Origin of the sequence: Actinomadura sp. NPDC047616, from assembly GCF_040642915.1 — a bacterium.
In the GTDB taxonomy this organism is placed as follows: Bacteria; Actinomycetota; Actinomycetes; order Streptosporangiales; family Streptosporangiaceae; genus Spirillospora; species Spirillospora miaoliensis.
Map to the genome: position 1 here is coordinate 312,995 of NZ_JBEYTB010000005.1, position 25,035 is coordinate 338,029.

The 25,035-nt window shown below is 74.2% G+C and carries 21 protein-coding genes and 2 pseudogenes; 13 read left to right on the top strand and 10 right to left on the bottom strand.

Features of this window, described 5'->3' with window-relative positions; translation table 11 throughout:
• Positions 1 to 88: 88 nt before the first annotated feature.
• The 3 genes from ABZ801_RS14965 (at position 89) to ABZ801_RS14975 (ending at position 4,068) form a co-directional block, all read left to right on the top strand.
• Entirely contained in the window at positions 89 to 2,860 is a 2,772-nt protein-coding gene (locus tag ABZ801_RS14965; protein WP_360697795.1) for a DEAD/DEAH box helicase, read from the top strand.
• Between the two features lie 233 nt (positions 2,861 to 3,093).
• Positions 3,094 to 3,768: a biliverdin-producing heme oxygenase gene (locus ABZ801_RS14970; protein WP_360697799.1), complete on the top strand. Its 675-nt coding sequence runs from the start codon at positions 3,094 to 3,096 to the stop codon at positions 3,766 to 3,768.
• Positions 3,769 to 3,891: 123 nt separating this feature from the next.
• On the top strand, positions 3,892 to 4,068 hold the full coding sequence (locus ABZ801_RS14975; RefSeq protein ID WP_344959112.1) for a hypothetical protein: 177 nt from the start codon (positions 3,892 to 3,894) through the stop codon (positions 4,066 to 4,068).
• A 16-nt stretch (positions 4,069 to 4,084) separates the two neighbouring features.
• On the opposite strand, the gene ABZ801_RS14980 is transcribed toward ABZ801_RS14975, so the two are convergent.
• From ABZ801_RS14980 to ABZ801_RS14990, 3 genes are all read right to left on the bottom strand, one after another.
• The gene (locus tag ABZ801_RS14980) at positions 4,085 to 4,852 is read right to left on the bottom strand and encodes a Crp/Fnr family transcriptional regulator (RefSeq protein ID WP_344959114.1); all 768 of its coding nucleotides are present in this window, start codon (positions 4,850 to 4,852) and stop codon (positions 4,085 to 4,087) included.
• Positions 4,853 to 5,431: 579 nt separating this feature from the next.
• On the bottom strand, positions 5,432 to 6,367 hold the full coding sequence (locus ABZ801_RS14985; RefSeq protein ID WP_360697803.1) for a 5'-3' exonuclease: 936 nt from the start codon (positions 6,365 to 6,367) through the stop codon (positions 5,432 to 5,434).
• Positions 6,368 to 6,433: 66 nt separating this feature from the next.
• On the bottom strand, positions 6,434 to 6,892 hold the full coding sequence (locus tag ABZ801_RS14990) for a MarR family winged helix-turn-helix transcriptional regulator (protein WP_360697806.1): 459 nt from the start codon (positions 6,890 to 6,892) through the stop codon (positions 6,434 to 6,436).
• Positions 6,893 to 6,957: 65 nt separating this feature from the next.
• Between ABZ801_RS14990 and ABZ801_RS14995 the strand changes: the two genes are divergently transcribed.
• Positions 6,958 to 7,821, top strand: a complete 864-nt coding sequence (locus ABZ801_RS14995) for a nitroreductase/quinone reductase family protein (RefSeq protein ID WP_360697809.1) — start codon at positions 6,958 to 6,960, stop codon at positions 7,819 to 7,821.
• A gap of 103 nt (positions 7,822 to 7,924) precedes the next feature.
• Positions 7,925 to 9,040 (top strand): Xaa-Pro peptidase family protein, encoded by a 1,116-nt coding sequence (locus ABZ801_RS15000; protein ID WP_360697812.1) that lies wholly within the window; start codon positions 7,925 to 7,927, stop codon positions 9,038 to 9,040.
• Between the two features lie 33 nt (positions 9,041 to 9,073).
• Here ABZ801_RS15000 and ABZ801_RS15005 read toward each other — a convergent pair whose 3' ends face one another.
• Together ABZ801_RS15005 and ABZ801_RS15010 are read right to left on the bottom strand one after the other, a co-directional pair.
• Positions 9,074 to 11,695, bottom strand: coding sequence for a glycoside hydrolase family 78 protein (locus tag ABZ801_RS15005; protein ID WP_360697815.1), 2,622 nt, complete (start codon positions 11,693 to 11,695; stop codon positions 9,074 to 9,076).
• Positions 11,696 to 11,876: 181 nt separating this feature from the next.
• Complete coding sequence (locus ABZ801_RS15010) at positions 11,877 to 12,470, bottom strand: cellulose-binding domain-containing protein (protein WP_360697818.1); 594 nt, start codon at positions 12,468 to 12,470, stop codon at positions 11,877 to 11,879.
• Between the two features lie 277 nt (positions 12,471 to 12,747).
• Between ABZ801_RS15010 and ABZ801_RS15015 the strand changes: the two genes are divergently transcribed.
• The 5 genes from ABZ801_RS15015 to ABZ801_RS15035 all read left to right on the top strand — a co-directional run bounded on the left by ABZ801_RS15015 (position 12,748) and on the right by ABZ801_RS15035 (position 16,512).
• Positions 12,748 to 13,983, top strand: a complete 1,236-nt coding sequence (locus ABZ801_RS15015) for a cytochrome P450 (protein ID WP_360697821.1) — start codon at positions 12,748 to 12,750, stop codon at positions 13,981 to 13,983.
• A gap of 18 nt (positions 13,984 to 14,001) precedes the next feature.
• On the top strand, positions 14,002 to 14,205 hold the full coding sequence (locus ABZ801_RS15020) for a ferredoxin (RefSeq protein WP_344956010.1): 204 nt from the start codon (positions 14,002 to 14,004) through the stop codon (positions 14,203 to 14,205).
• Positions 14,206 to 14,361: 156 nt separating this feature from the next.
• Positions 14,362 to 15,042 (top strand): TetR/AcrR family transcriptional regulator, encoded by a 681-nt coding sequence (locus ABZ801_RS15025; protein ID WP_360697825.1) that lies wholly within the window; start codon positions 14,362 to 14,364, stop codon positions 15,040 to 15,042.
• Complete coding sequence (locus tag ABZ801_RS15030; protein ID WP_360697828.1) at positions 15,039 to 15,239, top strand: ferredoxin; 201 nt, start codon at positions 15,039 to 15,041, stop codon at positions 15,237 to 15,239. The genes ABZ801_RS15025 and ABZ801_RS15030 overlap by 4 nt, the downstream gene beginning before the upstream one ends.
• A 1-nt stretch (position 15,240) precedes the next feature.
• Entirely contained in the window at positions 15,241 to 16,512 is a 1,272-nt protein-coding gene (locus ABZ801_RS15035; RefSeq protein WP_360697831.1) for a cytochrome P450, read from the top strand.
• A 97-nt stretch (positions 16,513 to 16,609) separates the two neighbouring features.
• On the opposite strand, the gene ABZ801_RS15040 is transcribed toward ABZ801_RS15035, so the two are convergent.
• Positions 16,610 to 17,533 carry an SDR family NAD(P)-dependent oxidoreductase gene (locus tag ABZ801_RS15040; protein ID WP_360697834.1) on the bottom strand — a complete coding sequence of 308 codons (924 nt, stop codon included), beginning with the start codon at positions 17,531 to 17,533 and terminating at the stop codon, positions 16,610 to 16,612.
• A 203-nt stretch (positions 17,534 to 17,736) separates the two neighbouring features.
• Between ABZ801_RS15040 and ABZ801_RS15045 the strand changes: the two genes are divergently transcribed.
• Positions 17,737 to 18,189, top strand: coding sequence for a MarR family transcriptional regulator (locus tag ABZ801_RS15045; protein ID WP_360697837.1), 453 nt, complete (start codon positions 17,737 to 17,739; stop codon positions 18,187 to 18,189).
• 308 nt (positions 18,190 to 18,497) lie between these two features.
• Positions 18,498 to 19,187: a response regulator transcription factor gene (locus ABZ801_RS15050; RefSeq protein ID WP_360697840.1), complete on the top strand. Its 690-nt coding sequence runs from the start codon at positions 18,498 to 18,500 to the stop codon at positions 19,185 to 19,187.
• Here ABZ801_RS15050 and ABZ801_RS15055 read toward each other — a convergent pair.
• From ABZ801_RS15055 to ABZ801_RS15070, 4 genes and pseudogenes are all read right to left on the bottom strand, one after another.
• Positions 19,169 to 19,966, bottom strand: a complete 798-nt coding sequence (locus ABZ801_RS15055) for a HAMP domain-containing sensor histidine kinase (RefSeq protein WP_360697843.1) — start codon at positions 19,964 to 19,966, stop codon at positions 19,169 to 19,171. The genes ABZ801_RS15050 and ABZ801_RS15055 overlap by 19 nt on opposite strands.
• Positions 19,967 to 20,023: 57 nt before the next feature.
• A pseudogene (narI, locus tag ABZ801_RS15060) lies at positions 20,024 to 20,739 on the bottom strand (respiratory nitrate reductase subunit gamma).
• Between the two features lie 38 nt (positions 20,740 to 20,777).
• Positions 20,778 to 21,359 carry a nitrate reductase molybdenum cofactor assembly chaperone gene (gene narJ, locus ABZ801_RS15065; RefSeq protein WP_360698185.1) on the bottom strand — a complete coding sequence of 194 codons (582 nt, stop codon included), beginning with the start codon at positions 21,357 to 21,359 and terminating at the stop codon, positions 20,778 to 20,780.
• Positions 21,339 to 22,523 (bottom strand): annotated as a pseudogene (locus tag ABZ801_RS15070) (molybdopterin-dependent oxidoreductase); the annotation flags it as partial. The gene narJ and the pseudogene ABZ801_RS15070, both read right to left, overlap by 21 nt.
• A 524-nt stretch (positions 22,524 to 23,047) precedes the next feature.
• Between ABZ801_RS15070 and ABZ801_RS15075 the strand changes: the two are divergent.
• Complete coding sequence (locus ABZ801_RS15075; RefSeq protein ID WP_360697846.1) at positions 23,048 to 24,922, top strand: potassium transporter TrkA; 1,875 nt, start codon at positions 23,048 to 23,050, stop codon at positions 24,920 to 24,922.
• Positions 24,923 to 25,035 lie beyond the last annotated feature (113 nt).

Consider the following 25,035-nt stretch of genomic DNA (forward strand, 5'->3'; position numbering starts at 1 on the left):
GCCCGCTGACGACCCCCGGCCCGCACCGGCCCCGCGCCCCGGCGCCCGGAATTGGGAATCGGGCCGGGTGAAAACGTAGGCTCGACTCATGACCACCCCCGACACGCAGTCGGCCACCGAATCCCCCGCGGCGCGGTACTCGCAGTTCCGCAGGCGCACCGCGGACAACGGCCCCGCGCTGCTGGACTTCCAGACCCTGTACGACTTCGACCTGGACCCGTTCCAGCTCGAGGCGTGCCGCGCCCTGGAGTCCGGCAGCGGCGTCCTGGTCGCCGCGCCCACCGGCTCCGGCAAGACGGTGGTGGGGGAGTTCGCCGTCCACCTGGCCCTGACCGGTGGCCGCAAGTGCTTCTACACCACGCCCATCAAGGCGCTGTCCAACCAGAAGTACGCCGACCTGGTGAGCCGCTACGGGCCCGAGAAGGTCGGGCTGCTCACCGGCGACAACAGCGTCAACGGCGAGGCGCCCGTGGTGGTGATGACCACCGAGGTGCTGCGCAACATGCTCTACGCCGGCTCGCCCACCCTGTCCGGGCTGGCGTTCGTGGTGATGGACGAGGTGCACTACCTGGCCGACCGGTTCCGCGGCGCGGTCTGGGAAGAAGTGATCATCCACGTGCCGGACTCGGTGCGGATCGTGGCGCTGTCGGCCACCGTCAGCAACGCCGAGGAGTTCGGCGAGTGGCTGCAGGCCGTCCGCGGCGACACCGCCGTGATCGTCGACGAGCACCGGCCCGTCCCCCTGTTCCAGCACATGCTGGTCGGCACCCGCCTGTACGACCTGTTCGTCGAGGTCGGCAAGGGCGCCAACCGGCAGGCCCGGGTCAACCCGCAGCTGCAGCGCATGGCGGTGGAGGAGGTGCGCCGCGCCAAGCTCAACCAGAACCGCCGCACCGGCCGCCGCCGCGCGCCCCGCCCCACCCGGTTCCGGCCGCCCGCCCGGCCCGACGTGGTGGAGCGCCTCGACCGCGCCGGGCTGCTGCCCGCGATCAACTTCATCTTCTCCCGCAACGGCTGCGACACCGCCGTCCTGCAGTGCCTGCACGCCGGGCTGCGGCTGACGTCCAAGGAGGAGAGCGAGGAGATCCGCGCGCACGTCGAGCTGCGCACCGCCGACATCGCCCCCGACGACCTGGCCGTGCTCGGCTACGACGACTTCCTGTCGGCGCTGGAGCGCGGCATCGCCGCCCACCACGCCGGGATGCTGCCGACGTTCAAGGAGATCGTCGAGGAGCTGTTCGTACGCGGGCTGATCAAGGTGGTGTTCGCCACCGAGACCCTCGCCCTGGGCATCAACATGCCCGCCCGCACCGTGGTGATCGAACGGCTCGACAAGTGGAACGGCGAGGCCCACGTCGACCTCACCCCCGGCGAGTACACCCAGCTCACCGGACGCGCCGGACGCCGTGGCATCGACGTCGAGGGCCACGCGGTGGTGGTGTGGGGCCCCAACGTCGACCCCGGGTCGGTCGCCGGGCTGGCCGGCACCCGCACCTACCCGCTGAACTCCAGCTTCCGCCCGTCCTACAACATGGCGGTCAACCTGGTCGGCGCCGTCGGCGTCGAACGCGCCCGCACCCTGCTGGAGGAGTCGTTCGCCCAGTTCCAGGCCGACCGCGCCGTCGTCGGCCTGGCCCGGCAGGTGCACCGCAACGAGGAGGCCCTCGCCGGGTACGCGCAGGCCGCCGAGTGCCACCTGGGCGACTTCATGGAGTACGCGGCGCTGCGCCGCCGCCTGTCCGACCGCGAGGCCGAACTGGCCCGCGAACGCTCCTCCGCGCGCCGCGCCGAGGCCGCCCGCAGCCTGGAACGGCTGCGGCCCGGCGACGTCATCCACGTGCCGTCCGGGCGCCGCTCCGGCCTGGCCGTGGTGCTCGACCCCGGTCTCGGCCGCCGCTCCGACGGGCCCGCGCCGCTGGTGCTGACCGTCAACCGGTCCGTGCAGCGGCTGTCGGTGCAGGACTTCCCCCGCGCCGTCGAACCCGTCGAGCGGCTCCGCATCCCCAAGGGGTTCAGCCCGCGCAACCCGCAGGACCGCCGCGACCTGGCCGCCACGCTGCGCAACAAGGTCGCCGACGACGCCCACGAGCGGCGCCGCGGCCGCGGCCGGGACGTGCCGGCCGCCGACGACCGCGAGATCGCCGAGCTGCGCGCCGAGCTGCGCCGCCACCCCGTCCACGGCTGCGACAAACGCGAGGAGCACGCCCGCTGGGCCGAACGCTACTACCGCCTGGAACGCGAGACCGAGCAGCTGCGCCGCCGCGTCGAGGGCCGCTCCCAGGTCATCGCCCGCACCTTCGACCGCGTCTGCGCGGTCCTGCAGCAGCTCGGCTACCTCGACGGCGACACCGTCACCGACGAGGGCCGCCGCCTCGGCCGCATCTACAACGAGCTGGACCTGCTGACGGCCGAATGCCTGCGCGCCGGCGTGTGGGAACGTCTCGGGCACGCCGAGCTCGCCGCGTGCGTGTCGGCGCTGGTGTACGAGTCGCGGCAGCCCGACGACGCCACCCCGCCCCGCACCCCCACCGGGGAGACCCAGGACGCCCTGGCCGCCATGGTGCGGCTGTGGGGCGAGCTGGACGCCGTCGAGAAGGACAACCGCGTGTCGTTCCTGCGCGAACCCGACCTGGGGTTCGCCTGGACCGCCTACCGGTGGGCCCAGGGCCACGACCTGGACGAGGTGCTGCTGGAGACCGACCTGACCGCCGGCGACTTCGTCCGCGCCGTCAAGCAGCTGCTCGACCTGCTCGGGCAGATCGCCGACGCGGCCCCCGAGAACAGCCACATCCGCAAGACCGCCCGCCGCGCCATGGACGCCATGCGCCGCGGCGTCGTCACCTACTCCTCCGTCGCCTGACGCGAACCGCCGCCCCGCCCCGCCTGGCGGGGCGGCGAGCCCGCCGCGACCCGCGCGCCCTCCCCGGCGGCCCCCTACGGGTGGCCGCCGCGCGAGCCTGCAAACATCCCTACGGACCGTAGGAAAATCGACGCCGCGTAGGTAAAGTAGCCGACGTCACGTCGGAAAAACCCTTCCGTCGATTACTTAGGTAAGGCTAACCTAAGTTGCTCCGGTGGGATGGAGGAGGCCCCATGGGCGGTACGGACGGCACGACCACGGCGACCGGCTTCTCCGCGCGGCTGCGCGCGGCCACCTGGGACGGCCACGGCGACAGCCAGGACACCGCCTACATGCGGGCCCTGCTCGACGGGCGGGTCGACCGCGACGGGTACGCCCTGCTGATCGCCCAGCTCTACCCCGTCTACGACCTGCTGGAGCAGGCCGCCGACCGGCTGGCCGCCGACCCCGTCGCGGGCCCGTTCGTCATCGACGACCTGCGCCGCCGCGACGCCCTGCGGGCCGACCTGGCCTACTTCTACGGCCCCCGCTGGGCCGACCGCGTCACCCCCGGCCCCGCCGCCGCCCGCTACTGCGACCGGCTGCGCGAGGTCTGCTTCGCCTGGCCCGGCGGCTTCGTCGCCCACCAGTACACCCGCTGCATGGGCGACCTGTCCGGCGGCCAGTACATGGCCCGGCTGGTCGGCCGCACCCTCGGCGCGCCCGCCGGCGACGACGGCGTCCGCTTCTACCGGTACCCGGGCAAGCCCAAGCGCTACAAGGACCACTACCGCGCCCTGCTGGACGCCGCGCCCTGGGACGCCGCCGAACAGGACCGCGTCATCGACGAGGTCAGGATCGCCTACCGGCACAACGTCGCCGTCACCGAGGAGCTCGGCCGCACCCTGCGCCTGGAACCGGCCGCCTGACCACACCCCCGCCCGCGCGCCGTCCGGCGTGCTGACGCTGGACGCGGTGCTGGGCGAGGCGGCGCTGTTTGAAGCGGCGCGCCGCGGACATCTCCGGGAACACCCCCCGACCCGGAGGTTCACATGCTCGCGATCGTCGCGGCGGTCCTCTTCGGCCTCGCCCTGCTGTTCGACCTGGCCGACGTGGCCACCGGCTCCATCGGCTCGGCCGAGCTCACCACGCTCGGGCTGCTGCTGCTCGCCCTGCACCTGGCCGGATACGGCACCACCTGGCACCGCCGCTGGTCACGCCGCCGCTAGCCCGCCCGGACGGCGATCAGTCCTCGCCCTCGGCGTAGGCGCGCAGGCCGGGCAGATCCTCCACGACGATCTTGCGCCAGCCGGTGCGGACCAGGCCCTGGGCGCGCAGGTTGTTCAGCGCCCGGGCGACCGTCTCGCGGGAGGCGTCCATCCAGCTGCCCAGCTCCTCCTGCGACAGCGGCGGCGCGATCGCGATGCGGCCGTCCGGCGCGGGCGGGCTGTGCTTGGCCGACATCTCCGCCAGCTGCGCCAGCAGCCCCGCCAGCCGCCGGGTGCCCTTGGCCGACACGTGCGCCTGCAGGCGCCGGTCGGCGTCGTCCTGCCGCCGCACCAGCGTGCCGCTGACCAGCCGCCACACCGCCGGATGGGTGTCGAGGAACCCGGTGAAGCGCGCCGCGGGCACCACCAGCGCCCGCACCGGGCTCAGCGCCGTCACCGTCGCCGACCGGCGCCGGCCCCCCAGCACCGCGCTCTCGCAGATCAGGTCGCCGGGGCCGCGCACCGCCAGCACCACGTCGTGCCCGTCCTGCGTCGTGGAGGTGACCTTGGCCCAGCCGCTCTCGATGATGATGATGTGGTCGGAGTCCTCGCCCTGGTAGCACAGCGGCGCCCTGGCCGAGTACGTGCGCGGACGCGCCGCGGTGCGCAGGTCCTCGCGCTGCGCGGTGTCCAGCGCGTTCCAGAAGCCGTCGCGCGGCGCGGCCGGGACGGCGGCGTCGGCTCCCCGCGCGGCGGGCCGTGCGCCGCGGCGGGGGCCGGTCGGGGAAGCGGTCTGTTCGATCACCGGCGATCCGTCTTCTCGGGTTCTCCATGGCCGCGGGCCCGTCCGGGGCCGCGGTCCACTCCAGTGGACGACCGGCGCGCGCCGCGGGCAAGGCCACCGGGCCGGGTGTCCGGCCGCCGGGCCGGATCCGGCCGTGCCCCCGCGCGGCCGCCACCCGCCGGGCCGGGGCCCGCCGGGCCGCACGCCGGACGCCGCCGCGGTGGGCGGCGCCCCCGCTGCGCCGTGCACCGCCGCGGCGGGCGTCCCGGCGCTGAACCGGGACCCGCGGCGATTGGGGGGAGTGGGGCGGTCAGGCCCAGCGCCGCGGGAACCGGCCCGTCCATGCGTCGGCCACGCCGGCCGCCGGGACCGCCCCGGCCCCTGGCCGGCGGTGCGTGCCTGGTCTTCACAGGTCCAGGAAAACCCGCCATTGCTCTGGATGGTGCGCCTCCGCGCCCGCCGTGTCTGCGTCATCTGACACATTCGCCGGGAAGAGCGGACCGGACGTCAGGAAACCGGTCAAGCCCCGACGGGCCCGCCGCGCCGGGCGTGCCCGGCCCGGTACGGCACGGGTCGCGGGCGCCGCTGTCAACGCCCCCGTCAGGACGCGCCGGAACGGGCCGCCAGCGCGTTCAGCAGGCGGTTGACCGGGCCGTCCAGCCCCCACCGGTCGGCCAGCTCCACCAGCGCGTCCGGATCGCGCGGTTCGGCCGGCAGCCGGTCGTCCAGATCGCGCAGCTCGGCGGCGTCGATGTCGGTGACCACCCGCACCACCGTGCCCGCCACCGCCAGGTACCCGCGGGCGGCCTCCAGCCGGCGCCGCGCCCCCGCCGGGAACCCCTCGTCGGTGCCCGCGTCCAGCGCCGCCAGGATCCCCTCCACCGACCCGAACCGGGTGACCAGGGCCGCGGCGGTCTTGTCGCCCACGCCCGGCACGCCCGGCAGCCCGTCGCTGGGGTCGCCGCGCAGCGTGGCGTAGTCGGCGTAGCCGCGGCCGGGGATGCCGTACTTGGCCGCGACCTCCTTCTCGCCCATGACCTGGAGGTTGCGGATGCCGCGCGCGGTGTACAGGACCTGCACCGGGCCGCGTTCGTCCACCAGCTGGAACAGGTCGCGGTCGCCGGTGACCACGTCGACCGGCCCGCGCGCCGCGCCCCGCACCGCCAGCGTGCCGATCACGTCGTCGGCCTCGTAGCCGGGCACCCCGGTGCGGGCCAGCCCGAAGGCGTCCAGCACCCGGTCGATCACCGGCAGCTGCGCCTCCAGCGCGTCGGGCGTCTGGTCGCCGCCGTCGGCGGCGACCCGGTGCGCCTTGTACGACGGCAGCGCCTCCACCCGGAACCGCGGCCGCCAGTCGGCGTCCATGCAGCACACCAGCCGCTCGGGGGAGCGGTCCCGGACCAGGCTGGCGATCATGTCCAGCAGCCCGCGGACGGCGTTGACCGGCGTGCCGTCCGGCGCGGTCACGCTCTCGGGCACGCCGTAGAAGGCGCGGAAGTACAGCGACGGCGTGTCCAGCAGCATCAGCCCGCTCATGCCGCCCATCCTCCCACGCGGGACGCCACCCGCGGGCGTCCGGCGCCGCCCCCCGGAGGCGCTCCTCTAGCCCTCGCCCGCCACCTCGCGTTCGTAGGCGCGCAGCGTGTCGACGACCAGGCGGCGCTGCTCGGCGGTCAGCGGCTCCAGGACGGTGCGCCACGCCTGCGCGCCGCGCGCCAGCCAGGCGTGCACCGCCTCGCGGTTGGCCGGGGCGACGCTGACGATGGTGCGGCGGCGGTCGGTCTCGTCCTCGCGGCGCTCCACCACGTCCTTGCGGCTGAGCTCGCCCACCATCAGGCTCACCGTGGTCGGCGCCACCTCCAGCCGGGCGGCCAGCTCGTTTACCGTCAGCGGCCCGTCGAACAGCAGGTAGGCCAGCAGCGACAGGTGCCGCGGCGCCAGCTCCAGCGACCGCAGCGGCTCGGGCGGCGGTGTGCGCTTGGCCCGGCCGACCAGGCGCGGCATCAGCAGCAGCAGCGTGCGGACCCCGTCGTCGACGGACAGCCCCTCACCCGTTGACATACCTTGATCTCCAAAATAGCTTTGCTTCTAAAGCAAATAACCTTCCGTCTGGAGGTCATCGTCGCATGCCCGGCTGGAACGACCAGATCATCGAGGAGTTCCGGGGGAACGGCGGCAAGGTCGGCGGCATGTTCGAAGGAACGCCGCTGGTGCTGCTCACCACCACCGGCGCCCGCACCGGCCGCCGCCACACCACCCCCCTGACCTGCCTGCGCGACGGCGGACGCCTGCTGGTGTTCGCCTCCAACGCCGGCGCCGACCGCCACCCCGCCTGGTACGGCAACCTGCTGGCCGACCCGCGGGTCACCGTCGAGATCGGCGACGGCGCGTCCATCGAGACCTTCGACGGCCTGGCCCGGCCCGTCGAGGGCGCCGAACGCGACCGGCTCTACGCCAAGGTCGCCGAGCTGATCCCCGCCTACGCCGAGTACCAGGACAAGACCGACCGGGTCATCCCCGTCGTCGCCCTGTACCGCTCCGACCCCCGCACCCGCGCCCTGGGCGACGAGCTGGTGCGCATCCACCGGGAGCTGCGCCGCCGGCTGGACGAACTGCTCGACGACGTCGACGCCCACCTGGCCGGGAACCGGCCCTCCGGCACGCCCCCCGCCCTGGACGGGCAGCTGCGCGAACGCTGCCTGCTGTTCTGCGAGGCCGTCCACGGCCACCACACCAACGAGACCGAGCGCGGCTTCCCCCTGCTGGAGAAGAGATTCCCCGAACTGGCGCCCGTCCTGCAGGAGCTGCGCCGCGAACACGACACCCTCGCCCGCGTCCGGGACGACATCGAACGGGTGCTGGCGCGCCTGGGCGCCCCCGGCCACGACGCCGGGCGCCTGCGCGACCAGCTGCACGCCCTGGCCGACCGGTTGCGCGAGCACTTCGCCAAGGAGGAACGCCACCTGGTCGACTCCCTCAACACGCTGTAGGCGACCCGGCGGCGGTCCCCGGACGCGCGTGTGACCCGCCCTGACCGGCGGGCATACGATGCTGACCGACAGCTGACGGACAAGGCAGCTCACGGACATGGGGATGGATGTGACAACGCGGTTGTATCCACGGGAGCGGCTGGGCCGGGTCCAGCAGGCGGCAGGACGCGTGGGGCTGGGCGCCGTGCTGCTGACGCCCGGGCCGGACCTGCGCTACGTGACCGGCTACGACGCCAAGCAGCTCGAACGGCTCACCTGCCTGGTCGTGCCCGCCGCCGGGGACCCCTTCCTCGTGGTGCCCCGGCTGGAGCTGCCCGCCGCCCAGGCGTCCCCCGCCGGGGACCTGGACGTGGAACTGGTGCCCTGGGACGAGACCGACGACCCCTACGCGCTCGTCGCCTCCCGCCTGCCCCGCGGCGTCGCCAACGTCGCCGTGGCCGACCGGATGTGGGCGGTCATGGCGCTGCGGTTCCGCGCCGCCCTGCCCGGCGCCGAGCAGGTCCCCGCCGGAGGCGTCATGCGCGAGCTGCGCATGCGCAAGAGCGCCGCCGAGGTCGCCGCGCTGCGCGAGGCCGGCGCCGCCATCGACCGGGTGCACCGGCGGGTCCCCGACCTGCTCAAGCCCGGCCGCACCGAACGCGAGGTCGGGCGCGACATCGCCGACGCGATCATCGCCGAGGGGCACGCCACCGTCGAGTTCGTCATCGTCGGGTCCGGCCCCAACGGCGCCAACCCGCACGCCGAGCTGTCCGACCGGGTCATCCGGCCCGGCGAACCCGTCGTCGTCGACATCGGCGGCGCCATGCCCAGCGGCTACTGCTCCGACTCCACCCGCAACTACTGCATCGGCACGCCGCCCGAGGAGTACCTGGCCTACTACCGGGTCCTGCAGGAGGCGCAGCAGGCGTCCTGCGACGCGATCCGCCCCGGCGTCACCCCCGAGTCGGTGGACGCCGCCGCACGCGACGTCATCGCCGCCGCCGGATACGGCGAGCACTTCTTCCACCGCACCGGCCACGGCATCGGCCTGGAAGGCCACGAGGACCCCTACATCGTCGCGGGCAACACCGAACCCCTCGAACCCGGCATGGCGTTCTCCATCGAACCGGGCATCTACCCCGGCCCCCACGGCGCCCGCATCGAGGACATCGTCGTGTGCACCGACGACGGGTACGAACGCATGAACACCGTCACCCGCGACCTGGTCATTGTCGACTAGCCGGCTGACCAGCCGGCCCGGCGCCCCCCGGGATCACCCACCGCCCGGCACCGGCACCACGGTGCCGGGCGGACGGGCGGGCGGATACGGCTCGGGCGTCCACGCGACGCCGAAGACGTGCTCGCCCGAACCGACCTCCACCGGCTCGCCGCCGCCCGGCGCCACCACCACCGCCGAGGCGTTCGGCGGCACCACCACCCGCACCTCCAGCCGGTCGCCGTCCAGCGACCACCCCGCCGACGCGGTGCCGTACGGGGTGTCGTGCACGGCCCGCGCGTACGTCAACCCCCCGCCGGGACGCGGACGCACCAGGATCCTCCGGTAGCCGGGCGCCGCGGGCGCCAGCCCCGCCACCGACCGGTGCAGCCAGTCCACGATCGCCCCCGGCGCGTAGTGGTTGAACGAGGTCATCTCGCCCGGGTTGAGGCGCCCGTCGGGAAGCAGGGCGTCCCAGCGCTCCCACACCGTCGTCGCGCCCATCGTGACCGGATACAGGAACGACGGGCAGCCGCGCTCCAGCAGCAGCCGGTACGCCAGCTGCGTCTCACCGGCGTCCTCCAGCGCGTCGGCGATCAGCGGCGTGCCGGCGAACCCGGTGCCGACGCGGTAGCCGCCCGCGTGGACCAGCTCGGCCAGCCGCCGCCCCGCCCGCTCCCGCTGCGCCGCCGACGGCAGCAACCCGAAACGCAACGCCAGCGCGTACGCGGTCTGCGAGTCGCCCGCCACCCGGCCGTTGGGGGACACGAACTCGTCGGCGAACGCCCGCCGCACCCGCGCCGCCAGCTCGGCGTAGCGGCCGGCGTCCTCGTCACGGCCCAGCAGCGCCGCCACCCGCGCCACCGTCTCGGCGGAACGCGCGAAGTACGCCGTCGCCACCAGGGCTCCGTCGGTGCGGCCCGCCGCCGGACGGTCCGGCGGCGCCGCCGGGTCCAGCCAGTCGCCGAGATGGAACTGCCCGTCCCACACGCACGACGGACCGGCCAGCTCGGCCACGCGGTCCACCCACGCGGTCATGCCGGGGTAGCCGCGGCGCAGCACCTCCACGTCGCCGAACCGCTCGTACAGCGTCCACGGCGCCAGCGTGACCACGTCGCCCCACCCGGCCTGCGCGGTGTCCCAGCCCATCGCCGGGTCCGGCACCGTCAGCGGCGGCGTGCCGGACGGCGAGGCCATCTGCTCGGCCAGCACGTCGCGCAGCCACGAGGTCAGCACGCCCGCGCAGTCGTACAGGAAACTGCCCGCCGGAGCGAAGACCTGCAGGTCACCGGTCCAGCCGAGCCGCTCGTCGCGCTGCGGGCAGTCGGTCGGCACGTCCAGGAAGTTGCCGCGCATGCTCCACACCACGTTGTCGTGCAGCCTGTTCAGCAGCGGCTCGGAACACTCGAACCACCCCGTGCGCCGCATGTCGCTGTGGCACACCACGGCCGTGACGTCGTCGGCGTCCGGCTCGCCCGGCCAGCCCTGGATCTCGGCGTACCGGAAGCCGTGGAAGGTGAACGACGGCTCCCACTCCTCGGCCTCGCCCGTCCCGCGCAGCACGAACGCGTCCTCGGCCCTGGCGCCCCGCAGCGGACGCAGCGCGAGCTCGCCGTCCTCCAGCACCTCGGCGTGCCGCAGCACGATCCGCGTCCCGGCCGGGCCGCGCGGCCGGATCCGCAGCCGACCCACCACGTTCTGCCCGAAGTCGACGATCATCCGCCCGCCGGGGGAGCGGCCCACCGACACCGGCCGCACCAGTTCCGTGCGGCGCACCGGCGGCCCCGTGGGCGCCACCAGCCGCGCCGCGTCCACCGCCTCGGCGCGCACGGCCGCCCAGCCGGCGTCGTCGAACCCCGGGGACGTCCAGCCGTCCCACATCAGCCGGGCGTCACAGGTCTCGCCGTCGTACAGGCCCGCCTCGGTGATCGCGCTCGCCGCCGTCCGCCACGCGCCGTCCGTGCCGACGACCTGCCTGCCGCCGGACGCGTAGACGATCTCCAGTTGCGCCAGCAGGGCACCGCGGTCACCCCAGATGTTCCGCCTGCCGCCGGAAAAGCCCAGCCGCCCCCGGAACCAGCCCTCGGCGGCCAGCGCCCCCAACGCCGCCGGACCGGGACGCAGCAACCCGGTCACGTCATGGGTCTGGTACCGCAGGCGATGGCGGTAGCTCGTCCACCCCGGCGGCAGGACGTGATCGCCCACCTCGGCGCCGTTGAGCCACAGCCGGTACACCCCGTGCGCGGTGACGTACAGCCGCGCCCGCCGCACCTCGCCGCCCACCACGAACTCCCGGCGGAACGCCGGCACGGCCGGATGCGCGCCCGCCGGGGAGATCAGCCGGGCCGTCCAGTCGCCGGGATCCAGCAGCCCCGCCTCCACCGGCCGCGGATCGCTCCACCCCGTCGCACCGCCCGAACCCCACACCCGCACCTGCACCGCCAGCCGCTGCCGCGACGCCAGCCGCTGCCCCGGCCACGCCACCAGGTTCGACTCGTCGTCCTCGACGCGCTCGCCGCACCAGGCCACCGCGCCGTCCTCCGCCAGCGCCCGCACCTGGTACGCCGCCTGCCGCCACCCCGGCGGAGCCCCGCCGACCAGCCACGACAACCGGGGCGCCCGCTCCCCGATCCCCAGCGGCTCGCGGTGATGTTCGAAACGCAGGTCGGTGATGCGCACGGCTCCTCCAGGCCCACCGCCGCACAAGCGATCCCGCCGGCACGGCCCGCCCACCGTAACCCCCGCGCCGCGCGCCCCACATCTTCCAGACGGCCGCGCCACGGCCACCGGCCGCCCGCGCGGGCGGCCGGTGGCGGGTCCTGACAGCCGTTCCGCCGGAAGCGGCGGAGGCCGCGGCGGGTCAGGTGACCGTGCAGGAGGCCCCGTTCAGGGTGAACGACGCCGGCTTGGCGGTGTTGCCGTTGTGGGTGGCCTGGAACCCGATGCTGACCGACGCGCCGGACGCCAGCGACGCGTTGTAGGACACGTTCCTGGCGGTGACCTGGCCGCCGGCGGGGGAGAAGGCGGCGTTCCACCCGGAGGTGATCGTCTGACCGGAGGGCAGGGTGAACGCCAGCGACCAGCCGTTGACGGCGGACGAGCCGGTGTTGGTGATCGTGATGCTCTCGGTCAGCCCGGTGTTCCAGGCGTTGACCGTCACGCCGACCCGGCACGCCCCCGACGGCGGCGGGTCGGTCGGCGGGTCGGTCGGCGGGGTGCCGCCGCCGGTGATGCCCAGGAAGTCCAGGATCCGCGCGGCCATGCCGCCCGCCATGATGTTGTGGCCGCCGCCCTGGATGCTGATCGCCTCGACCGGGGCGGTCGTGCCGGTGCCGCCGTAGCGGGTGCGGGTCCAGTTCGCCTGCGGCTGGTCGGTGGAACTGGGCGTCTGGCCGACGCCCAGCACGTTCGTCCACTGCTTGATCTGCTCGCCGAAGTTGGGGTAGCGCAGCACGTCGTCGTTTGGTGGTCGTGGCGGGTCGGGGCGGTGTTGGTCAGGGCTTATGTCGTGGGGCGGCGGGGTGTCGGGGGTTTCGGTTTGGGTGGGGTTGTGGCGATTCATTGACGCATGTGTGTGTTATGCAGTTAACTCGGTTCCTGACGGAGGACCGGTCGAGCTGTTGCGGCCATCGGCGGGCTCGGCCGGGCCACGCCCGGACAGGCTCGCGGGCGCCGGCACAGGTGGTCGACGCGCCCGCGGACCCCGCATCGCCTTCCCGAGGGAGGTATCGATGACCACCACGTTCGAACCGGCCGGCGCGGACCCGGCCGCCGTCCCGCACTACCCGATGGAGCGGGCGGCGGGCTGCCCGTTCGACCCGCCACCGGGCCTGCGGGCCCAGCAGCGCGAGGGGCCGATCACCAGGGTCCGGCTGTGGGACGGCAGCACCCCGTGGCTGGTGACCCGCTACGCCGACCAGCGGGCGCTGATGAGCGACCCGCGCGTCAGCGCCGACGTCTCCCGTCCCGGCTATCCGAACGTCGCGCCGATCCCGAGCGGCGGCCCCTCGGGCTTCAGCTTCATCACCATGGACGACCCCGAGCACAACCGGCTGCGGCGCATGGTGACCGCGCCGTTCGCCATCCGCCGGGTGCGGGCGATGCGGCCGGCGATCCAGGAGATCGTCGACGGTCTCATCGACGACATGCTGGCCGGTCCCAAGCCGGCCGACCTGGTCGAGGCGTTCGCCCTGCCCGTGCCGTCGCTGGTCATCTGCCGGCTGCTCGGCGTGCCCTACGACGACCACGAGTTCTTCCAGGCCAACAGCAAGATCCTCATCCGGCGCAGCGTCGCCGTCGAACGCCGCGACGAGGCCCGCCGGGCGCTGCTCGGCTACCTCGACGACCTGATGGCCGACAAGCTCGCCCGTCCCGGCGACGACCTGCTGTCCGGGCTGGGCGAACGGGTCAGGGCCGGCGAGCTGACCCGCGCGGAGGCCGCCCGCATGGGCGTGCTGCTGCTGGTCGCCGGGCACGAGACCACCGCCAACATGATCGCGCTCGGCACCCTGGCGCTGCTGCGCAACCCGGACCAGCTCGCGCTGCTGCGCGACGCCGACGACCCCGCGCTGGTCGAGTCGGCGGTGGAGGAGCTGCTGCGGTACCTGACCATCACGCACATGGGGCGGCGCCGCGTCGCGCTGGCCGACATCGAGATCGGCGGCCAGGTGATCCGCGCGGGCGACGGGATCGTCCTGCCCAACGACCTCGCCAACCGCGACCCCGACGCCTTCCCCGAGCCCGACCGGCTCGACCTGCGCCGCGGCGACGCCCGCCGCCACGTGGCGTTCGGCTTCGGCGTGCACCAGTGCCTCGGCCAGCCGCTGGCCCGGATCGAGCTGCAGGTCGTCTACGGCACCCTGTACCGGCGCGTGCCCACGCTGGCGCTCGCCACGGACCTGGAGAAGATCCCGTTCAAGCACGACGGGGCCGTCTACGGCGTCTACGAACTGCCCGTCACCTGGTGACGCACCTGAGGGAGTCAGATGAAGGTCATCGTGGACCAGGACAAGTGCGTCGGCTCCGGGCAGTGCGTGCTCACCGCCGAGCGGGTGTTCGACCAGCGTGAGGAGGACGGCATCGTGGAGCTGCTCGACCCCGAGCCGCCCGCCGAGGCCGCCGCCGACGTCCGGCTGGCCGCGTCGCTGTGCCCCGCCCTGGCCATCCGGATCGAGGACGCCACGGCATAGCCGCCGAAGGCCCGGCCCCGCCCGGCCGGGCTGCTCCGGCGTGACGTCGGCGATGGCGGCTCTGCCAGGCGATGTGGTCCCGGCCGGCGGCTGCGGCACGGCCCGGTCGCCACGCGGCCCTTGACCGAGCAAATGAACGCTCGTTTAATTCCGCGTATGGGCCGTGTCGCCGGCGTCACCGCCGCCGAGACCCGTGAACGGCTGCTGCGCGCCGCCGCCGACGCGTTCGCCGCACGCGGGTACGACGGCACGCGCGTCGCCGACATCGCGGCGGCCGCGGGCGTCAGCAACGGCGCCCTGTACGCGCACTTCGGCTCCAAGGCCGAACTGCTGGTGGCGGCGCTGCGCGCGCACGCGCGGCGGGTCCTGGCCGATCTGGTCGACGCCGAGCCCGAACGGTCACTGGCCGACCTGCTGCTGATCGCCGGACGGTGCCTGCCGCGTCCCCGCGACACCCGCGGCGACCTCATCGTCGAGGCGCTGGCGGCGGCCCGCCGGGACGGCGACGTCGCCAAGCCCATGCGCGACTACGTGGGCGAACGCGTCGACGGGGTCGCCGACCTGCTGCGGGCGCCCCGCGGTGGCGGCGAGCTCGACCCCACGTTGTCCCCGCGCGCCCTGTCCTACCTGTGCTTCCTGCTGGCGGTGGGAAGCGCGCTGGTCCCGCCGGACCTGCTCGCGGTCGACGAGGAGGAGTGGGCCGCGCTGCTCGCCCGCCTCGCGTCCGCCGTCGTCGCCCCCGCCGAGTCCGCCCCCGACGAGTCCGCCCCCGACGACGCCGCCCCGACCCAGTCCACCCTCACCGACGGCACCCCGAAGACGGGAGACACGCAGTGAAAGTGCGGATCGACACCGGCCGCTGCCAGGGCCACGGCCGCTGCTACGACCTGGCCCCCGACCTGTTCGGCGAGGACGAGGAGGGCTACGGGACGGTCCTCGGCGACGGGATCGTCCCGCCGGAGAAACGGGACCAGGCGCGCCTGGCGGCCGCCAACTGTCCCGAACACGCCGTCGAACTGGCCGAGGAGTCCTGACATGACGGTCGACGACCGTTTCCCCCGGGAGGTCGGCGACCTGCCCGACACCCGGTCCGGCGGCACGCGCAGCGAGGTCGTCACCGGCCCGGTGACGGACTGGGCGACCGACTTCTCGCACGTCGAACCCGAGTGGGCCGCCGACCCGTACCCGATCCAGGACGACCTGCGGCGGCGCTGCCCGATCGCGCGCACCGAGCGGTTCGGCGGCGCCTGGCTGCCCACCCGCTACGAGGACGTCGCGGCGATCGCCTACGACACCGAGCGCTTCACCTCCCGGTCGGTCGTCATCAGCAACTTCCGGCCGTCGCGCGAACTGGAGCCGGTCGGGGTCAGCCCGCCGATCTCCTCCGACCCGCCGTTCCACCACGACGCCCGCAGGCTGCTGCTCCCGGCGTTCACCAAGAGCGCCGTCAGGCGGCTGGAGCCCGCGACCAGGGCGTACTGCAACGAGCTCGTCGACGGGTTCAAGGGACGCGACGTCGTCGACGCCGCCCAGGACTACGCCCAGCACATCCCCATGCGGGTGATCGCCGACATGCTCGGCTTCCCGCCCGAGGACGGTCCCCGGTTCCGCGAGTTCGTCGAGAGCGTGCTCGAGGGCGTCAACCTGCCGACCGACGAGCGCATCGAACGCGTGGACAGGCTGTTCGACTACCTGCTCGCGCAGATCCACGACCACGTCGCGCACCCGCGCGACGACCTGACGACCCACCTCATCAACGCCGAGCTGGGCGGGCGCAAGCTCGACGCGTCCCAGGTGTCGGGCATGATGGCGCTGCTGCTGATCGCCGGGATCGACACCACGTGGAGCGCGCTCGGCGCGTCGCTGTGGCACCTGGCCGGGACGCCCGGCGACCGCGAGCGGCTGGTCGCCGAGCCCGGCCTGCTGCCGACCGCGATGGAGGAGTTCCTGCGCGCCTACGCGCCGGTCACGATGGCGCGGCTGGTCAAGGACGACATGCGCTGGCGCGGCGTGGACATGAAGGCCGACGACTGGATCCTGCTGTCGTTCCCCGCCGCCAACCGCGACCCGGCGCAGTTCGAACGGGCCGGCGAGGTCGTCATCGACCGCGAGGTCAACCGGCACGCCGCGTTCGGCCTGGGCGTGCACCGCTGCGTCGGCTCGCACCTGGCCCGCATGGAGCTGCGCGTCGCGCTGGAGGTCTGGCTGGAGCGCATCCCGGAGTTCACGCTGGCCGACCCGTCCGCGGTCACCTGGGCCGCGGGCCAGGTGCGCGGACCCCGCACCCTCCCCATCCGCATCGGCTGACCGGCCGCCCCGTCACAGGAGCCCGGTCACAGGAGCCCGGTCACAGGAGCCCGTCACACGAGCCCCGCCGCAGCCGGTCCCGGCGCGGCGGGCCCTGTCACAGCGGGTACTCGACGCCGGTCAGCTCCTCCGAGACCGCCCACAGGCGACGCTGCGCGGCCGTGTCGTGCGACAGCCTGCTGGACGTGACCGGCTTGGGATGCCCCCTGGCCTCGAACGGCCCGTCCGGTCCGTAGAACTGGCCGCCGCGCACGTCCGGGTCGGTCGCGGCGCGCAGCGTCGGCAGCGCGCCCATCTCGGCGCTCTGGGCGAACACCGGAGCGACCGCCTTGGCGACGACCAGCCGCACCGCAGCGGGGGAGTTGCGTATCAGCTCGGTCGCGGCGAAGCCCGGATGGGCCGCGACCGCGATCGTGCCGGCGTCCCCCTGCGCCAACCGGCGTTGCAGCTCGTAGGTGAACAGCAGGTTGGCCAGCTTGGACTGGGCGTAGGCGGCCATCCGGTCGTAGCGGCGCCGCTCCCACCGCAGGTCGCCGAAGTCGATCCGGGCGCGGACCCGGTGCATGGCGCTGCTGACGGTCACCACCCGGGACCCGGGGACCGGCAGCAGGGCCTCCAGCAGCAGCCCGGTGAACGCGAAGTGCCCCAGGTGGTTGGTGCCGAACTGCAGCTCGAACCCGTCCCGCGTGGTGCCCTTGGGCGTGTACATCACCCCGGCGTTGTTGATCAGAAGGTCGATCCGCGGATGCCGGGAGCGCACCTCGCGGGCGGCGGCGCGCACGGACTCCAGCGAGGTCAGGTCCAGGCGCAGGACCGAGACGTCCGCCTGCGGGGCGGTCTCGGCGATCCGGGCGGCGGCCCGCCCGCCCTTGTCCGCGTTCCGCACCGCCAGCACCACCGTCGCGCCCCGCTCGGCCAGCACCCGCGCGGTGTCGAAGCCGAGCCCGGTGTTGGCGCCGGTCACCACGGCGACCCGGCCGTGCTGGTCCGGGACGTCCTGGGCGTTCCACTTCCGTGCCATGCCGATCACCCTAACCCTCGCCGCCGCCCGGTTCCGGGCAAGGCCGACGGCCCTGCGCCCGATGGGGACGCAGGGCCGCCGGCCGGTGGACGTGAAGGGCGGCGGGTCAGCTCGCGGACGATGCACATCACGCCGCGGGGGGCGCCGCGTGCGCTGGGAAGGGCGGATGCGGGCGGTTGTGCGCAGGCCAGGAGAATGAAGGCATGGACAGGCCCACGCACATGATCGAGTTCGAGACCATGCTGCTGTCACGGCACAGCCTGGCCGCACGCCGCGCCCAGCGCGACAGCGGCCTGCTCGAACGCAGCGCCTATCTGCTGCTGAGCCGTATCCGCATGGAGGGCCCGATGTCCATCCGGCAGCTCAGCGAGGCGTTCGACCTGGACGTCTCCACCCTCAACCGGCAGACCGCCGCCATGACGCGCGCCGGGCTGGTCGAGCGCATCCCCGACCCCGACGGGGGGATGGCCCGCAAGTTCCGCATCACACCCGAGGGCGAGCGCCGACTCGACGACGACCGCGACCACATCGTCCGCAGCCTGGACAAGGTGCTGGCCGACTGGGCGCCCGAGGACCTCGCCGCCTTCGCCGGCTACCTCAAGCGGTTCAACACCGACATCGAACGTCTCGGCGGACGCCCCTGGCCCCGCCCCTGACCTCCCGCGCCCCCAGTGACGGAGCATCCCGGCGGCGCCCGCACGGGCGCCGGGGCAGGCGCCGCCGACCCGGGGTGGGGCTTGACGTGGCGACGCCTGCGCCGTGAGAGTTGCGGCCGCAATGCTCTGCGCTGATCGTGAACGTGCCGCAGCCGCCGCGCAACGCCGCTGATTTCAAATGGTGATCCGCCGCCCCGCCGCTGCTCCGTTGCCGGCCCACCGGCGCGTCACCGGGCCGTCGCCCGGCGGGCGCGCCGCCGTCGCCGCGCCGCCGTCTGCGGCGGCGCGGCCGCACGTACGATGAGGGGGTGTCCGGCGCGCGACTGCTGGTGATCGAGGATGATCCGGAAATCGGATCCGAGCTGGTCACCGCGTTGACCGAGCAGGGATACACCGCCAGCCTGGCCGGAACCGGCGGCGCGGCGGTGGCCATGGTCGACCGGCGGCCCCCCGAACTGATCCTGCTGGACCTCGGCCTGCCCGACGTCGACGGGGTGGAGCTGTGCTCGGTGCTGCGGCGGCGGCTGCCCGGCGCCGCGATCGTGGTGCTCACCGCCCGCTCCCAGGAACGGGACGTGGTCACCGCGCTGGACGTCGGCGCCGACGACTACGTCACCAAGCCGTTCCGCCTGCGCGAACTGCTGGCGCGCACCCGCGCGCAACTGCGCCGCCGCCCGCCGCGGGCCGAGGTGGAGGCGCTGGTCGTCGGCGCGCTGCGGCTGGAGCCGGAGGCGCGCCGGGCGTTCGTCGGCGCCCAGGAGGTCGCCCTGCGCCCGCGCGAGTTCGACCTGCTGCTGGCGCTGGCGTCCCGGGCCGGTCGAGTGGTGCCCCGCGCGGAGCTGATGCGCGAGGTGTGGGGCCCCGGCTGGTTCGGCGACCGCAAGACGCTCGACGTGCACGTCTCCGCGCTGCGCCGCCGGCTCACCGGCGCCGGGCTGGAGTCCGGGCGGATCGTCGCGGTGCGCGGCCGCGGCTACGGTTACGTGGCCGGGCTCTGAGCCGTCGTCTCGGGAACCGCGCCGCGGCACGCCAGGGGCTGCGCGCACACCGGGATCTCGACGGTGTAGGCGGTCGGCCCGTCCGTCCGGGCGAGCAGCCGTCCGCCCTCGGCCTCGGCCAGGGCGCGCGCCAGCGCCAGCCCGATCCCGTGCCCGGCGGGCGCGGCGCGGCGGTGGCCGGCGACGCCGCGGTCCGCGACGTCGATCGCCACGACGGTGCCGCGGTGGCGCGCCGTCAGGGTGATGTCGCCCCGTCCGTGGGCGAGCGCGTTGTCCACCAGCACGTTCAGGATCTGCACGAGCGCGGCGCGCGCGGCGCGGACCCGGGGGAACCGGGCGGGGACGTGGACGGTCAGCCGCCGCCCGGCCCGCTCGGCCTGCGGCAGCCAGACGTCGCGGACGCCGTCCAGCAGATGCCGGACGTCGAGCAGCTCGCGCACCTGCCGTCCGCGCGCCAGCAGCAGCATGTCGTCGACGGTGTCGGCGAGACGGTGCCCGCGCCGCACGGCGGTCCGGATGACCGCGCCCAGGTCGGCTCCCGGACGTTCCAACGCGGCCTCCAGCCCGATCAGCATCGAGGTCAGCGGGGTGCGCAGCTGGTGCGCGACGTGCTCGCCGTACCGGCGTTCCCGCGCGAACGCGTGGTCCAGACGGCGGGCGGCCCGGACCGCGCGGCGGGTCAGCACCAGCGCCGCCAGCACCAGGGACAGCGCGGTCGCCCAGATCAGCGTCCAGGCGCGCTCCGTCCGGCGCGCCACGGGCGCGTACGGAACGCTCACCCGCATCACGCGGGCGGCCGTCAAGGAGCACCGTGGTGACGGCGGTGGCGGACACCCTCATCGGCGGGCGGCGCGTGACTCGGGCACGGACCAGTGGCCGCCGGACGCCCCCGGCCCGTGGGCGCGCGGCCCCGGGCCCGCCCCGCGCGACCGGTAGACGACGTAGGGCCGGACCGCGTAACCCAGCGGCGCGGCGAACGCGTGCACGAGACGGCTGAACGGCCACAACGCGAACAATGCCATGCCGAGCAGCGCGTGCGCCTGGAAGACGAACGGGGCGTCCGCCATCGCCGCCACGTCCGGGTCGAGCGCGAACAGGCTGCGGAACCACACCGACACGCCAAGCCGGTAGTCGTAGTCCCCCGTCGCGGGCCCCAGCAGCGTCGCGGCGAGCCCCGCCAGCAGCGCCGCGGCGAGCACCGGGTACAGCACGCGGTCGTCCCGCCGGGTGGCCCTGCGCACCGCCCGGACTCGCACGCGCCGCCACACCAGGACGCCGAGCCCCACCGCGGCCGCCAGCCCGGCCGTGCCGCCCACCGTCAGCGCGTTGAGCCGGTACAGCGACTCCGACACGTGCGCGGCTCGGTCCAGCTCTCCGGGACCAGCAGCCCGACCACATGCCCGCCGATCACGAAGAACAGGCCGGCGTGGAACAGCGGGCTGCCGATCCGCAGCAGCCTGCTCTCGTGCAGTTGCGTGGACCTCGTCGTGATGCCGAAGCGGTCGTGCCGGAACCGCCAGACCGTCCCGGCGACGAACAGCACCAGCACCATGTACGGGAGCACTCCCCACACGGCGACCCGCACATGGTTCACCGGCGCGCTCCCTCCGCCGCGGCGATCGGGTCGCCGAAGGCCGGCACTTCGGGCGCCCCGTCCAGGCCGACCGTCTCGGCGGGCGGCCCGGTGCGCGCCGCCGACCGCACGGCGCGGCGCTCGGCGCGGCCCGGCGCCGGCAGGGTGGCGCGGACGGCGTCCACCAGCAGCGCGTAGGAACTGCCGTGGTCGTGCAGTCCCCGCCGCAGCAGTTCCAGCCCCGCGCGGTGCTCGGCCAGCAGCTCCCAGCCCGGCGCCGGGCAGCGGGCGGCGAACTCCAGCATCACCGGCAGGAAGTCCGGCAGCTCCGTCTCCTCCGGCGCCCACCCGGCCGACCGGTAGCGCGCCTTGAGCGCCGCCAGCGACGCGCCCCGAGAGCGCGTGTCCCCGTCGGTGTAGTACGTCATGTAGAGCGTGCGGCGGCGGCTGCGGTCGAACGTGGCGACGTAGCGGGCCTGCAGCTCCGGCGGCTCCACGTCCCGGGTCTGCCGGACGAAGCGGCGCACCGCGTCCGCGTGGGCGGTGTCCAGGCGTCCGGCGGCCAGCTCGCCGAGCCTGCGGGCCAGGCCGTGGAAGATGTCGAAGTCGGTGCGGGCCTGCCACGGCGGGATGATCGCGGGGGAGAAGGCGTGCACGTACGGGTGCATGTCGGTGCTGGACAGGTCGTGCTTCTCGTACCAGGTCGCGGCGGGCAGCACCAGGTCGGCGTACAGCGTGGTGGACGTCATCCGGAAGTCCAGCGCCAGCAGCAGGTCGAGCTTGCCGCGCGGCTCGTCGTCCCGCCAGGCCACCTCCGCCGGCCGCGTCCCGGGCCCGGCGGGCGGTGTGGTGGCGTTGTCGGCGGCGCCGAGCAGGTGACGCAGGAAGTACTCGTTGCCCTTGGCCGACGAGCCGATCAGGTTGGCGCGCCACACCGTCAGCACACGCGGCCAGTTCTCCGGCGCGTCCGGATCGGCGCAGGCGAACGACAGCCGCCCGCGCCGCACCCGGCCGTCCTCGACGTCGAAGCGCGGCAGCACCACCTGGGCGGTCTCCGCCGCGTCCCGGAGCAGTGACAGCCGCGGGTCGACGTCGCCGAGGTCCAGGTTCCAGCGCCCGGTGCTCTGCTCGTCCCAGCGGTGGCCCAGCGTGCCGTCCGGCGCCACGGGGTCGCCCGTGCGGTCGTCCACGAGCACCGGCTGCCACCGCCGGGACTCCTCCGCGGTGCCGGTGTCCAGGCCGAGGTCGGCGGCGGTGACGAACGGCCCGGGCGTCAACTCCCCGTCCTTTCCCGGGACGAGCGACACCAGGAACGGCAGATCGGTGACCTTCTTGACGTATTCGGTGAAATACGGGACGGGGCGGCGGACGAAGAACTCGGTGAGGATGACATGGCCCATCGCCATGGCCATCGCCGCGTCCGTTCCCGGATGCGGATGCAGCCACTCGTCGGCGAATTTCGTGGCGTCCGAATAATCCGGGGAAACCACCACCACCTTCGGATAGTCGGTCTGCTGCGTCTCCCAGGTGATGAGCCCGTCCTTGACGTACACCTTCCACGAGCAGGAGCCCGTGCAGTTCACCCCGTGCGTGGAGCGCACCACCCGGTCGTGCGCCCAGCGTTCCCGGTAGGGCAGGTCGTTGACGCTCTGGTCGGCCCGGTACACCGCGCGCAGATCCGCGGTCGTCTCCGTGCGGCGCAGAAATCGTCCGGCTTTCAGCAGCCGTTCGGCCGCGACCCGTTCCCATTCCCGACGACCCATGCGTGTGGCCAATGCGGCGTCTCCCTTCCTGGGCGCGCAACTCGCCCAGGGTTACGACAGGCCACACCGGCCGGGCCGAGCGGCGAAAAGCCGAATCGATGCCCTCCCCGGCGAACGCACCGGGCGAGTTCGTCCTCAAGGAATCTCACGCCGTCTGACCATTCACGTCAACCTTCTTTACGCTCCTCTAACCTCCGCTCGCGGGGCGCATCCGCGAGACGGTCGAAGGAGCGTCCGAAAAGCCGGCCGGGCGCGGCGGCGCCCGCGTCCGGTGCGCCGGCCGATCGGCTCGGGACCGTCCGGGCGGCGAGCGCGGCGGGTGCGCCTGGCCAGAGGGGCTCGCGAGTCCGGTGGCGATAAGGTGTCAGGTGATCAAAACGGGGTGTATGTGCCTGTGCGTCCGGGGGACGGCGCATCGCGCCCGGCGTTTCTGTTACAAGTGTCGTAGGTGACGAAAGGTTGCCCGATCGCACAGGAGTTCGCGCGGGCCGGCGATGCGCGGGCCCGGACGGCCGGGGAGACGAGTGAAGCGAGCGACCACGCGGGAGCGCCTCCGCTACTGGTTCGACAACACCATGTCGAAGGGCACGCCGGCGCTGATCGGCTGGCTCGGCCTGGCGTCCGGGGCGCTGGTCCTGGCCGTGGCGACGGCCGCGGTGCTGCTCGCGCCCCGCGACTCCGACGAGAACGGGCACTGGCCGGGGGTGCTGTGGCGCAGCCTGCTGCGTACGCTCGACCCGGGGACGATGGGCGACGACGAGGGCAGCGCCCCCTACCTGGCCATGATGCTGACGGTGACGGTCGGCGGGATCTTCATCGTCAGCGCCCTGATCGGTGTGATCACCACCGGCCTGGAAGGCAAGATCGCCGAGCTGCGCAAGGGCCGCTCCCGGATCATCGAACGCGACCACACGGTACTGCTCGGCTGGTCGGACCAGGTGTTCACGGTGATCGCCGAGCTGTCCGAGGCCAACCGGAGCCGGCGCGGCTCGTGCGTGGCGGTCCTGGCCGACATGGACCGGGTGGACATGGAGGACGCCATCCGGGCCCGGGTCGGCGACACCGGCCGCACCCGGGTGATCTGCCGGCACGGCAACCCGCTCAAGGTCGCCGACCTGGACCTGGTCAGCCCCGGCACGGCGCGCTCGATCGTGGTGGTGTCGCCGCCGGTCGACGACCCGGACGTGCACGTGCTGAAGGTGCTGCTGTCGCTGGGCGCCCGGGAGTGGGCCGAGCGGCGCCCGCACGTGGTGGCCGCCGTGCACGACTCGGCCAACCTGGCCGCGGCCCGGCTGGCCGGCGGTCCCGACGCGCACGTGATCGACGCCGACGACATGGCGATCCGGCTCATCGTGCAGTCGCACCGCCAGTCCGGCCTGTCGGCGGTGTTCACCGAGCTGCTCGACTTCAGGGGCCACGAGCTGTACATCCGCCCGGAGCCGTCGCTCACCGGGACCACCTACGGGGAGGCGCTGTTCGCCTACCGGCTCGGCGTGCCCATCGGCCTGCGGCACGCCGACGGCGAGGTGTCGCTGAACCCGCCCACCGGCACCGTCATCGCCCCGGACGACGAGTTGATACTGCTCGCCGAGGACAACACGATGATCGAGCTGGCGACGGCGCCGCCGCCCGTCGTCGAGGACGCGCTGGGCACCCCCACCCCCGTGCACACCGCGCCCGAACGCACCCTGGTGCTCGGCTGGAACCACCGGGCCCCCAAGATCCTCGAGCTGCTGGACGACTTCGTCGAGCCGGGCTCGGCGGTGCACGTCGCCGCCGACCGGCCGGACCCGACGCCCGCGCTGCCGGGCCTGGCCAACCTCACCGTCGGCTTCTCCCGCTGCGACCCCACCGACCGCGCGTCGCTGGAACGCCTGGACGCCGGCTCCTTCCAGCACGTCATCGTGCTGGCCGACGCCGGGCACGCCCCCGACCACGCCGACGCCCGGACCCTGGTCACCCTGCTGCACCTGCGGGACATGGAGGACGGCCCCGGCGCCCCCTACTCCATCGTCAGCGAGATCAACGACGACGCCAACCGGGAGATCGCCCAGGTCACCGAGGCCGACGACTTCGTGGTCAGCGACAAGCTGATCAACCAGGTGCTCACCCAGCTCAGCGAGGACCGGCACCTGCACGAGGTCTACATGGACCTGCTCGACCCCGAGGGCTCGGAGATCTACCTGCGGCCCGCGGCCGGGTACCTGCGTCCCGGCGCCGTGGCCAACTTCGCCACCGTCATCGAGGCGGCCCGGCGCCGCGACGAGACCGCCCTCGGCTACCGGCTGCGCGCCCAGTTCCACCAGCCGCCCGGCTACGGCGTCGTGCTCAACCCCGACAAGACGGCGCCGCTGACGCTGGCCGCCGACGACACGGTGATCGTCCTCGCCGAGAAGTAGCCCGGAGAGCGGGCCGAGCGGGGCCCGGCCCGGGCCGCCCGCCGAGGCATCGGGCTGTTCGCCGCCCTGACGTGCGGGCGGTTGCGTGGGCAACGAAATTACACCCGTAGTAT